This is a genomic window from Aeromicrobium endophyticum (genome assembly GCF_003586285.1).
Lineage (GTDB): Bacteria > Actinomycetota > Actinomycetes > Propionibacteriales > Nocardioidaceae > Aeromicrobium > Aeromicrobium endophyticum.
This window is the reverse complement of sequence record NZ_QUBR01000001.1, coordinates 923,246-935,355: the sequence shown is the minus strand read 5'-3', so window position 1 is coordinate 935,355 and position 12,110 is coordinate 923,246. Positions and strand designations below refer to the sequence as shown.

The 12,110-nt window shown below is 71.5% G+C and carries 9 protein-coding genes; 7 read left to right on the top strand and 2 right to left on the bottom strand.

The features are described from left to right. Positions 1-28 precede the first annotated feature (28 nt). Complete coding sequence (locus tag DX116_RS04650; protein ID WP_158591893.1) at positions 29-829, top strand: alpha/beta fold hydrolase; 801 nt, start codon at positions 29-31, stop codon at positions 827-829. A 21-nt stretch (positions 830-850) separates the two neighbouring features. Here DX116_RS04650 and DX116_RS04645 read toward each other — a convergent pair whose 3' ends face one another. Beyond that, entirely contained in the window at positions 851-2,374 is a 1,524-nt protein-coding gene (locus DX116_RS04645; protein WP_147393577.1) for a PucR family transcriptional regulator, read from the bottom strand. 260 nt (positions 2,375-2,634) lie between these two features. Between DX116_RS04645 and DX116_RS04640 the strand changes: the two genes are divergently transcribed. The 6 genes from DX116_RS04640 (at position 2,635) to DX116_RS04615 (ending at position 10,720) form a co-directional block, all read left to right on the top strand. Continuing rightward, a complete protein-coding gene (locus tag DX116_RS04640; protein ID WP_158591892.1) occupies positions 2,635-3,843 on the top strand; it encodes an ABC transporter substrate-binding protein in 1,209 nt (402 codons plus the stop codon). A 31-nt stretch (positions 3,844-3,874) separates the two neighbouring features. After that, positions 3,875-6,640, top strand: a complete 2,766-nt coding sequence (locus DX116_RS04635) for an ABC transporter permease subunit (protein WP_119703000.1) — start codon at positions 3,875-3,877, stop codon at positions 6,638-6,640. Then, the gene (locus DX116_RS04630; RefSeq protein WP_119702999.1) at positions 6,637-7,359 is read left to right on the top strand and encodes an ABC transporter ATP-binding protein; all 723 of its coding nucleotides are present in this window, start codon (positions 6,637-6,639) and stop codon (positions 7,357-7,359) included. Before DX116_RS04635 ends, DX116_RS04630 begins: the two co-directional genes overlap by 4 nt. Positions 7,360-7,390: 31 nt before the next feature. Then, entirely contained in the window at positions 7,391-8,278 is an 888-nt protein-coding gene (locus DX116_RS04625; RefSeq protein ID WP_119702998.1) for an alpha/beta fold hydrolase, read from the top strand. Positions 8,279-8,483: 205 nt separating this feature from the next. Further along, positions 8,484-9,407: an alpha/beta hydrolase gene (locus tag DX116_RS04620; protein WP_119702997.1), complete on the top strand. Its 924-nt coding sequence runs from the start codon at positions 8,484-8,486 to the stop codon at positions 9,405-9,407. 65 nt (positions 9,408-9,472) lie between these two features. Then, positions 9,473-10,720 (top strand): metal-dependent hydrolase family protein, encoded by a 1,248-nt coding sequence (locus tag DX116_RS04615; RefSeq protein ID WP_119702996.1) that lies wholly within the window; start codon positions 9,473-9,475, stop codon positions 10,718-10,720. Positions 10,721-10,746: 26 nt separating this feature from the next. Here DX116_RS04615 and DX116_RS04610 read toward each other — a convergent pair whose 3' ends face one another. Then, positions 10,747-11,970 (bottom strand): PucR family transcriptional regulator, encoded by a 1,224-nt coding sequence (locus DX116_RS04610; protein ID WP_119702995.1) that lies wholly within the window; start codon positions 11,968-11,970, stop codon positions 10,747-10,749. Positions 11,971-12,110 lie beyond the last annotated feature (140 nt).

Here is a 12,110-nt window from a genome sequence, read left to right as displayed (position 1 = left end):
GGAGTTCGGGGCCCTTGACGGTCTCCCCGTGATTCAGCTGCACGGCACGCCGGGCGGCCGCCTCGTGGGCGCGACCGAGGAGGAACGTCTGGTCCGTCAGGGTCTTCGTCTCATCACGCCCGAACGACCGGGATACGGGGCCAGCGATCCACGACCCGGCCGCACGGTGGTCGATGACGCCGACGACGTCGTCGCGGTCATGGATGCGTGCCAGGTCGACCGTGCCGTGGTCATCGGCGGCTCGGGAGGGGGCCCGCACGCCCTGGCCATGGGTGCAGCGGCACCCGATCGCGTCCTCGCCGTCGGCGTGCTCGTCGGAGCGACCCCGTCGCTGCTCCCGGACGAGGTCGAGCTGCTCGTCGGGGTCAACCGTCAGGTCCACGAGCACCGCACCGACCCGGCAGCGCTCCGGCAGCTGCTGGGGCCGGTGCGTGAGGCGATCCTGCGTGACGGGCTCGCCTCGGTGGTGCCGGACGCCGCCGAGGCGGACCGCGAGAAGATCATTGCTCGGGCCGCCGAGTCGGAGCGTGCCGTCAGGAGTGCGCTCGATCGAGGCGTCGAGGGCATGGTCGACGACTACGTGGCCCTGTGGGGGAAGCCCTGGGGCTTCGAGCTCTCGAGCGTCGCGGCGCCGGTGGTGTGGGCCCACGGGCTCCAGGACCACTTCGTGCCTCACGCGGCAGCGGCCCGGACCGCTGCGCACCTGCCCGACTGCCGATTCGTCACGTGGAGCGACGCGGGGCACATCCCGTCGCCGGAGCTCGTCGGTGAGTTCCGCGTCGCCGTGCTCGGCGCGGCGCTCGCCGGTGCAGGCCTGCCCCCCAGGTGAGGACACCGTGCTGGCCGGGCGCTACGACAGCAGACGGATCTGCAGCTCGGCCAGCAGCCGCTCATCGGCGCTGTCCAGGCTGAAGCGCGCGACGTCCTGGGCCTTGTTGATGCGGTAGCGAACGGTGTTGACGTGGACGCCCAGCTGGGCGGCGACGGCACGCATGTCGCCGACGGACTCGAAGTACGCCCGTAGCGTCGTGACGAACTCCGTGCCCTCGGCGCGGTCGTGCTCGCCCAGACGGACGATGGGACCACTCAGCAGCGACGGGTGGGCGAGGGCCACCTCGCGGAACTGCTCCAGCCGCCAGCTCGCCTCGACGTCGTCGCCGTCGGTCAGCGCGGTCCATCCTCGACGCTCGGACAGCACCAGGAGCTCGTCGACCGTCTGCCTCATGGCGGCCGTCTCGGTCAGTGACTGGTAGGACGAGCTCACCATGGCGCGGTGCGGGGCCGACTTCTGCAGGCGCGTGTGCATGTCGGTGACGACCTGCACGGCCCGCCGCCGCTGGTCGACGTCGGGCGCCTCGAAGAGCACGTACACCGCATCGGGACCGGCGGCCACCTGCGAGCTGACGCGGTAGGCGTCGCAGTGCGTGCGCACCATGCTGACGAGGCGCCGCACTGTGCCAGCGCGCTCGTTCTCCTCGGTGGCTGTGGGGCGGAGCCCGGCCAGCACGAATCCCTGCTCGAGGTCGACGCCGAGCTGATCGGCGACGAGTCGCTCGGTCCGCGCTCCCGAGAGCAGCGCACGGAATGCGGCGGACCCGGACGCACCTGCGAGCCTGTCGCCGGCCGAGTGCCTCAGCAGGGTCAGGGCCGCCAGGTCGGCGCCCTGCCGCAGGCCTCGGCGGACCTCGGCGTCCGAGACGACACCGTCGGGCTGCCACCAGATGGTGGCCAGCACCTCGGTGCCGGCTCGGGCGGCCACGGCGTATCGCTGCCCGAGACCGGTCACCTCCTCGTCCGCCAGCCGGACGATCTCGCCACGGCGGAGCGCCTCGACGGCCCCGGTGCGGCGAAGGCCCTCCAGGGCCTCGGCCGGCGCTCTGCGCGCCAGGATCGTCTGGCTGCGGACCTCGTCGTGGGGTTGTCCTCCCGAGTACGCGATGAGTCCCCACCCCGGATCGAGCAGCACCACGGGACCGCCGCACATCGAGGCGATGGCGTCGGCCAGCCCGAACAGGGACTCCTCGCCGTCGGGGGACGCGCCGACCGCCGTGGCCGCGGTGCGCAGGAGCGGCACGACCAACGACCAGTCCACGTCGGGATCGATGACCAGGACGGAGACCGGTGCCTGGTCGGCCGCCGGGACGGAGCGACCCTTCAGCACCACGGCGGCAGCGCCGGCGTCGACTGCTGCGGCGACGAGGTCCTGGCACGCCGGGGTGCCCCACTCGAAACCTGGCGCCACGATCATGGCGTCTGCCCGAGGAGGCACGGGGAAGGCCGGGTCCGTCACCAGGATGTCGTCGACCACGGCGTCCGAGGGGCCGGCCGTGCCGCCGATGACGGTCGGTCCGACCCGGTCGACGATCTCCGCCACGGTGCATCTCGCCATTGCCATCGGCCGCCTTCGGGTGTCGGATGCGGCGCGATCGCACCGGTGGGTGTGGCCCAAACCGTCATCGTAGCCCGACGTCCGGCTATCGCTCGGCGCTCGCAGGGGGACCTTCGTGGAGCGCTCGGCGGCTCTTGTCGCGCAGGACAACGGCCGCCGGTCGAATTTGGTGTGCTCTCCACCACGACGAGCCGCACGGGTGGACCAACCTGGGGGCACACCCGTCGTCCACCCCAGGAGTTCCCATGAGCAGATCCCGTTCCTCCAGGCTGGTCGTCGCCGGCGCCCTGTCCGTCGTGCTGGGGTCGGCGCTCCTCACCGGGTGCGGATCGTCCGACGACGGCGGCTCCGACCCGTCGGCCGGACTGACCGGCGATCCCATCACGATCGGATACGTCAACACCGAGGGCAAGGGAGCGCTGTCGTCCCCGACCTACACCGAGGGCGTCGATCGTGCCGTCGAGCGGGTCAACGAGGACGGCGGCATCGACGGCCGCCCCGTCGTCGTGAAGAAGTGCTTGACCGACGGGAGCCCGGCGTCGTCGATCGCCTGTGCCAACGGCTTCGTCGAGTCCGGTGTCGTCATGGTGCTGAACGGGCTCGACGCGGGATTCGACGCTGCTGCCCCGGTCCTCGTGGGCGCCAGGATCCCGGCGTTCGCCGCGCTCTTCCCGGGGCCGGTGGCCGGTGCCGAGCCGACCTTCTTCCAGATGACCTCGCCCCTCGCCGCGCTCGCCGTGCCCTTCAGCGCGCTGGCCGAGCTGGAGGTCGAGGACGTCGGCTTCGTCGCGATCGACGTGCCGACCGTCAAGCAGGCCTACGACGGCGTGGTGGTGCCGCTCGCCGGATCCGCAGGCATGAAGACGAGCCTGATCACCTACGACCCCGCCGCCGTCGACTTCACGTCGGTCGTGTCGACCCTGAAGGCGAACGGGACCGAGGCGGCGATCTTCAGCGGGTCGGAGGAGCAGTGCTCGTCCTTCGCCAAGGCGGCCACCACGCTCGACTACCAGGGGACCGTGGTGATGGGCACGTGCACCGAGTTCATCGACGAGCTCGGCGACGATGCCGCGGGCCTGCTCACCCTCGGCTTCCTGTACCCGCCGGAGGCCGCCGACGATGCGCCCGCGAACATCCAGAAGGATCTCGAGCAGTACGAGGACGACGTCACGGGGGACGGGTCCGACGTGTACTCGCTCTACGGCTACGCCTCGGTGATCGACGTGGCGAGGGTGCTGGAGACGATCGACGGCGAGATCAGCCCGGCCACCGTGGGGACGGCCTTCGCCGGGCTGAGGGACTTCGCGTCGTTCGCCGGCAACACCCTCACCTGCGCCGACCGGCCGGCTGCGCAGGGATCAGCGTGCGACACCTCGCTGCTCGTGTTCCGGGTGCTCGAGGACGGCACGCTCGAGACGGTGGGCGACGGGTTCACCGCTCCTCCCAGCGCATGATGGCGTCGCGTCGCTCGACGGCAGCCGTCTCGTGACCGAGCTCGCGCTGTTCGCGCTCCTCGGGCTCGCCGTCGGGTCGTTGTACGCCGGTCTGGGCATGGGCATCGTGGTGACCTTCCGCACGACGGGAGTCGTGAACATCGCCCAGGTGGGACTGGGCATGTGGGGGGCCTTCGCGGCCGACGAGCTGGCCTCGACCGGGCGGCTGGTGCTGCCGTGGGTCGGTCCTGCCTCGGCCGTCGGGCTCGGGGGCCCGTGGCCGGGGTGGGCAGCGCTGGCGGCAGGCGTCGTCAGTGCAGCCGTCCTGGGCGCTGCCGCGCACCTGCTGATCTTCCGTCCCCTCCGCAGTGCGCCCCAGCTGGCCAGGATCGTCGCGACGGTCGGCCTGCTGCTGACCCTGCAGGCCCTGATCGGGCTGCAGTTCGGGACCGGCACCCGCCGGCCCGAGTCGCTGCTCCCGGACGGTGTGTGGAGCGTGCAGGGGCTCGACGTCCCGGCCGACCGGTTCGTCCTGGCGGGTCTGACCCTGGCGATCGCGGCGGTCCTCGTCATCGCTCAGCGTCGGACCCTCGTCGGCCTGGCGCTGCGTGCCACGGCCGAGGACGAGACGTCGGTGGCGCTGGCGGGATGGTCGCCGAACCTGCTCGCCGCTCTGGGATGGGCGATCGCCGGCGCGGTGTCCGCGACGTTGGCGAGCCTGGCCGCGCCCAGCCTGGGTCTCTCGCCCACCACGTTCCCCGCCCTGCTGGTGCCGGGTCTGGCGTGTGCCCTGGTCGGACGGCTGTCGTCGATCGGGGTCGCCGCTGTCGCGGGCCTCGTCCTGGGGTCGGTGCAGTCCGTCGTCGTCTACCTCACCTCCCAGCCGAGCTGGCCCGACTGGGCTCGTACCGGCCTCGGAGACGCGTTCCCGCTCGTCGTCGTCGTCCTCGTGCTGATGCTGATGGGACGCTCGCTGCCCGAGCGTGGCGCGATCGTCACCGACCGGCTCCCTCCGGCGCCGCGGGGTCCTCTGTCGTGGCCCCTGGCGGCGTCGGCGGTGACCGGTGCCCTGGCACTGCTCGTCCTCACGTCGGGCACGGTGCGCTTCGCCGTCATCACCTCGATGATCTTCGTCCTGTTCACGCTGTCCGTGGTGGTGGTGACCGGCCTGGTGGGTCAGGTGTCGCTGGCGCAGGCCGCGGTGGCCGGTGTCGCCGCCTTCACGGTGGCTCGGGTGACGCCTGACGTCCCCTTCCCGCTCAACCTGGTGGTGGGAGTGATCGTCGGCACCGTGATCGGCACCGCGATCGGGGTGCCGGCCCTGCGCATCCGGCACGGGCAGCTCGCGGTGGTCACCCTCGCCGCAGCCGTCGCCGTCGACGCGTTCGTGTTCCGCAACTCGGCGCTGAACGCGGTCGGCCAGGGCGCCCTGCCCGCCCCCCGCCTGTGGGGTGCGGACTTCTCGGTGCGGCGAGGCGATGACCTCGCACGGTGGCCCTTCGGCCTCCTCGTGCTGACGATCGTGGTCGCGGCGTGCGTCGGAGTCGCCGTGATGAGTCGTGGTTCCCTCGGCCGGCGGTTCCTCGCGGTGCGGGGTGACGAGCGAGCGGCGGCCGCCGCCGGGATCGACGTGGCGCGGACGAAGCTCCTGGCGTTCGCGATCTCGTCCGCTCTCGCGAGCCTCGGCGGTGTCCTCGTGGCCTACAGCTACGGTCAGGTCTCGGCCGAGCCCTTCGGCGTCATGGTCGGCGTCACCTTCCTGCTGTTCGCCTACATCGGGGGCGTCACCTCGGTGACCGGGGCCCTCGTGGCGGCAGCCTTCGCGCCGGGCGGGCTGGCCTTCCTGCTCCTCGACGGAGTCGTGGACCTCGGCGAGTGGTTCCCCTTCGTGTCGGGCCTGGCCCTGCTGGTGGTCATCGTGGCGTACCCGCAAGGAAACGCGGGTGCGCTGGCGAAGGTATCTGCCCGGCTCGCCGCGCTGCGCGGCATCGGCCCGGTTGAGGTCGGACCGGCATCTGCCGGGACCGGCGACGTCCACGGGGCCGAGCGCGTGGCGGGTGAGCCCCTGCTCGACGTCGACGGCCTGACCGTGAGGTACGGAGGCGTCCTGGCGGTCGACTCGGTGTCGTTCCGCCTGCGCTCCGGCGAGGTGCTCGGGCTGATCGGCGCCAACGGTGCGGGCAAGAGCAGCGTCGTCGACGCCCTCACGGGCTTCGCTCGCAGCACCGGAGGGATCCGGCTGCACGATCGCGAGATCAGCGGCCACGGGCCGCGAGATCGTTACCGCTCCGGTCTGGCGCGCACGTGGCAGTCGACGGCGTTGTTCCTCGACCTGTCGGTCCGCGAGAACATCGATGCGGCGACCGTCACGTCGTCGCGGCGTGCGCGCACGGAGTCGGCACCCTCGAGCTCAGATCCTGGCGACCAGGCCCTGATCGACTCCGGGTCGTGGCCGCTCCAGCACCACATGCCCGACGAGCTGTCGACCGGACAGCAGCGCATCGTCGGACTGGCGAGGGCGCTCGCGGGTCGGCCCAGCGTCCTGCTGGCCGACGAGCCTGCCGCGGGACTCGAGCCTGCCGAGCGGATCGCCCTGGCCGACCGGCTGCGCTCCATCGCCGCCCGCGGAGCAGGCATCGTCCTGATCGAGCACGATCTCGAGCTGGTCATGCGCACGTGCGACCGCGTGATCGTGATGGACCGCGGCCAGGTGATCGCCGAGGGAAGTCCCGAGGCGGTCCGGTCGGATCCCGCCGTGATCGCGGCCTACCTCGGGGCGACTCCAGAGACGGCCGTCCTCGGCGGAGGTGCACCATGACGGCGATCGAGCTGCGAGACCTCCGCGCCGGGTGGCGGGGGGTCGAGGTGGTGCACGGTCTCGACCTGACCGTGGAAGCGGGTGAGGTCGCGCTCCTGCTGGGTCCCAACGGCTCGGGCAAGACCACGACGTTGCTGACCGTCGCCGGGGTCCTCCCGGCGATGGGAGGATCCGCGCACGTCTTGGGGAAACCGGTTCGCGGTGGGTCGCCGCGCCGTCAGGTCGCCCGGGGCCTGGCCATGGTGCCCGAGCACCGCGGCCTCTTCAGCCAGCTGACCGGACGCGAGAACCTTCGCCTGCGCTCGAGGGGTGACCGCGCGGCGACGTCCGAGGCGCTGGCCACCTTTCCCGCTCTCGAGCCGGTGCTCGACCGACGGGCCGGGCTGCTGTCCGGCGGGGAGCAGCAGATGCTCGCACTGGCCTGCGCCCTCACCCGCCGCCCGAGGGCCCTGGTCATCGACGAGCTCACCCTCGGCCTGGCGCCCATCGTGGTCAAGGACATCCTGCCCGTCCTCCGGCAGGTCGCCAGCACCGGCGTGGCCGTCCTCCTCGTGGAGCAGCACGTCCACGCGGCCCTCGCCGTCGCGGACCGTTGTGTGATCCTCCGACAGGGGCGTGTCGCCTACTCCGGGTCAGCGGCCGCCGTCAGGGACGACCCGGACGTCGTCGAGAAGAGCTACTTCGGCGCCCAGCAGCCCACACCGCACCAGAGCACGTGATCTCGTGACCAGCACACCCCCAGGAGGCACCATGACGACCGTTCCCGAGCGGCGGACGACGACTCTCAGCGACGGACGAGTGATGTCCTACATCGAGGCGGGAGATCCTGACGGCGTGCCGCTGCTGTTCACGGTCGGCTCGCCCTCGAGCGCGATCGGGGGGCTCGCGTTCGCCGATGCCGCCGCCACGAACGGGGTGAAGCTCATCTCGATCGACAAGCCCGGGTACGGCCGGTCCACGCGCGATCGTCACCGGTCGCTGGTGCGATACGGCCACGACGTGGCCGAGCTGGCCGATGGCCTGGGCCTGGACCGGGTCGCTCTGGCGGGTCAGTCGGGCGGCGGCCCGCACGCGCTGGCGGCCGCTCACGTCCTGGGTCCACGCGTCTCGACGCTGACGCTGATCTCCAGCTTCGGGCCGTCCTCGGAGGCGTCGGAGCGACGCGAGCTCAACCCGCTCATGCGGTCGACGGTGGTGCTGGCGCGGAACGCGCCCTGGCTGATCGGCGCGACGGTGGCCCCGATGAAGCTCATGCTCGGCAATGCTGCTCGTGCCGAGCGGCTGATGAGGCGCAGCGCCGCGAAGATGTCTGCGGACGACCGCGAGGCCATGGACGATCCTCGGTCCGTCTTCCTCCTGGAGGGCGCCGAGGAGGCCTTGAAGAGCTGGTCCGCCGTGTGCGACGAGTTCCGCGCCATCGGGCGCCCGTGGGGCTTCGCGCTCGAGGAGGTTCGCGCTCCGACGGACCTGTGGCACGGCACCAACGACGCGAGCTGCTCGATCGGAGCGGCGCGGGCGATGGCCAGCCTCATGCCGCACGCGACGCTGCACGAGCTGCCCGGGAAGGGACACGCCTTCTTCGGCGCGGACCTCTCCGTCGCCATGGCGAACGTCCGTGCGAAGGCCTGGGGCCTGTGAGCCCCACCAGCCCGTGTCGCTCGGGGCCGGGCATTCACGCGACGAGCGTCCATGGATCGTCCGCTCGATCACCACGACACTCGGATGACGGTCCCGCACGGGCCGGGCGATCCCTTCCGTCGAAGAAGAGTCCATCGAAGAAGAGCCGGAGGATGCCGACGATGAGCAGCACGACCCTGAGGTCCACGGGTGTGGGAGGAGCCGCATGACGGGCCTGGAGCCGATCGAGGCCAGCTTGAGGAGCGTGCTTCCCGCCACGCGGTACTACGAGGTCGAGTCGCAGGCGGCGGAGGCCAGGTTCGCCGTGTGGGTGACCGTTCCCCCCGCGTACGACAAGCACCCGGATCGCCGGTACCCGGTCGTGTACCAACCGGACGGCAACAAGTCTGCGCCCACCACCGTCAACTCCCTTCTCAGCGACGACCCCATCAACCCCATCGAACCCCTCATCCAGGTCCAGGTCGGGTACACGGGCCACGATGCCGGTCGCATGCTCGCGGTGCGTGCGCGCGACCTCGTACCCCCGGGCGAGCCGCTGGACCCCGCCAACGCGAGCGAGGAGGCCATGGAGAGCCTCGTAGCCGCCAACCTGCTGGCGGAGCCCGATGCGGCGTACTACCTGCACAATCTGCGCCACCCGGCAGCCGACCGCTTCCTGGCGTTCCTCGCCGAGGAGCTCCACCCCTTGATCGCCGCCGAGCTCCGCGTCGACGAGACTCGCCTCGGACTGCACGGATACTCCTACGGCGGTCTCTTCGCCGCCTGGGTGGCCATGCAGCGCACCATCTTCTCCCGCATCGGCGTGGGCAGCCCCGGCATCCTGCCGGACACGTCCCAGGTGCTGCACCGCTACGACCAGGAGCATGCCAGCGACGCCGACCACGCCGGTCGCGAGCTGCACGTCACGGTGTGCGAGTCCGAGCTGACGGTGTCGCCCTACTACCAGCGACTCATCGGCGCCGGCACGACACAGCTGCTCGGTCGCCTCGCTCAGACTCCCTTGCGGGGACTCACGTACTCCAGCCGCGTGATGGCCCACGAGTCGCACGCCACGGGATCGGTGGCCTCCTACTACAGCTACCTGAGGGCGTGCTGGCCGTCCGTCAACCCACCTCGCACCATCGTCTGACGTGAGAGTCGCCGAGTGATGAGGACCCCTCCGTCAGGCATCGTCCCCCACCACCAGGAGCCAGCATGACCACGACATTGTTCCGCGACGCCCAGATCTTCGACGGTGTGAACCCCGGCCGTCGCCCCGGACACGTCCTGGTGGAGGACGGGATCATCCGTGCCGTCTCGGACGCACCGATCCAGGGATCGTTCGACACCGTCGTCGAGGTCGGTGGGCGAACGCTCATGCCGGGTCTGATCGACCTGCACGTGCACATCTGGGCGGCCGACCTCGACGTCACCCGGTTGGCGCAGCAGCCCACCGAGTACTACGCGATGTTCGCGGCACGGTTCCTGCAGACCAGCCTGGACCACGGCTTCACGACGCTGCGCGACGCCGGAGGGACCGACGCGGGCTTCGCCCGCGCGATCGAGCAGGACTGGATCGCGTCACCGCGGTTCTACCACTCGGGCCGCTACATCTCGCAGACCGGCGGACACGGTGACTTCCGGGCCGGCTCGCAGCAGGACCTCTCGGGGTGCGAGTGCTGTCCGCCTCGTCACGAGCGGTTCACCGCGATCGCCGACGGGCCGGACGCCGTGCGACGTGCCGTGCGCGAGGAGTTCCGTCGGGGTGCTCGCGCGATCAAGATCATGGCGTCCGGGGGCGTGGCGTCGCCGAGTGATCCTCTCGACGCCCTGCAGTTCACCGATGCCGAGATCCTCGCTGCGGTGGAGGAGGCCGATGTGCGCGGCAGCTACATCTTCGCGCACTGTCACCCGGACGCGGCCATCCGACGGGCGTCGGACCTCGGGGTGCGCTGCATCGAGCACGGGACGTTCGTCAGCCCGGAGACCGCTGGGGTGCTGGCCGACAACCGGACGTACGTCGTGCCGACGCTGGCGGTCGTGAAGGCGCTGCAGGACGACGGTGCGGCGCTGGGGCTGCCCGAGGTGAGCCAGCGCAAGCTCGGGGGCGCCCTCGATGCGATGCTCGAGGGATTGGGCCGGTTCAAGGAGGCGGGCGTGAAGGTCGGGTTCGGCACCGATCTGCTCGGCGCCAGCCACGAGCGCCAGGGTGATGAGTTCGCGCTGCGGAGCGAGGTGCTCAACGGCTACGACATCCTCGTCTCCGCCACCAGCACGGCCGCGGAGATCCTGCAGGAGGAGGGGCGTCTCGGCGTCGTCGCTCCGGGCGCACATGCCGACCTGCTCGTCGTGGACGGCGACCCGCTGATTGACGTCACCGTACTGGGCCACCGCGGTGCGACGCTCCCCGTGATCATGAAGGCCGGCCGGTTCCACAAGAACGAGCTGGCGCGGATCGGGTGAGCCGCGGCGGGGCGGCCGCCGGGACGTCACCGATCGAGCGGTCTGGCTCCCGGTGCCAGGGCGCGGATCTTGAGCGCGAGGTGCAGCATCAGGCGGTCGGAGCCGGAGCCGAGGTCGCAGCCCGTGACCTCCTCGATGCGCCGGAGACGCTGGTAGAACGTGGCGCGGTGCACGAACAGCACACCGGCCGCGCGGCGCACGTCGCCGGCGTGGTCGAGGAAGCACTCGAGCGACTCGAGCAGGATGCCGTGGTGGTCGGCCGCCTCGAGGGCCTGCAGGGCCGGGACGGACGACACCGCGGCGATGTCGCTGCTCGTCATCCGCAGCAGCAGCTGGTAGGGCCCGAGATCGGTCCATCGCGCGAACGGCGAGAACGAGGAGACCAGGTCGGCGGCACGCGCGGCCATCAGCGCCTGTCGGTACGACACGTGAAGGTCGTCCAGCTCGGTGACGACGTCGCCCAGCCCGAAGGTCACGTCGGCGTCGCCCGACCCGCCGCCGCCCAGCCGCTCGGAGATGTGCTGGCGCAGCGACGCGATGCGCAGGTCCGACCACGGCTCGGCCCCCGCGAGCAGGAGCCAGGCCCGCGCGGGGCCTGCCACCACCATGACCGTCCCGGACGGCAGGCGTCCCGAGGCCTCCTGCACCGCCAGCTGCAGCTCGGGGTCGCCCGTCGTGGTGCTGGCCAAGGTCGTCGTCCGGACGGCGAGCACCTGGTAGGGCTGCGGGTGCTCGGGGAAGACCTGCTCGGCCCGCAGGTCTTCGACGGCCTGCGCCCGGGCCGCCTCGTCGGAGCTGACCAGCTCGCGCAGCACGGCCTCGTGGCGGTTGCGCAGCCGTTCACGCATGAGTCGGCCACGGTAGAGCAGCACCCCGGCCTGCTGCGCGGCGACGACCGCCCGGTCGACGTCCTCGGTGGGGATCGGGTGGCCGGCCCACTCGATGAGCCAGAGGAAACCGAGCGACAGGCCCTGGTATCGGACGGGTACGCACAGCCTGCGCGTCACGCCCAGGTCGACCTCCTCGACCCAGCCGGGCTCGGTCCAGTCGGCGATGCCGACGCCGAGGATGCGTTCGACGACCTCGCCGGGCACCTCGCGGTTGAGGATCGAGCTCGACCTCAGCTCGTCCTCCTCGCCGAAGTGGCGGCTCGAGGCCACGAGCCGGATCGAGGTGTCGTCCACGGCGACGGACCGTTGCAGACGGTCGGCGAGATCGTCCACGATGGCCTGCAGGGTGTCGAAGTCCATGGTCGTCGATGTGGCCGACCCGTGACGTCGATCGGGCGCGGCGGCGTCCTCTCCGGTGCGAGGTCTCACGGTACCGTCCTGTTCCTTCGGCCTGTCGACCCACGCTATGCGGCGTGCGGGACCGGTGTGGCCTGACAGGT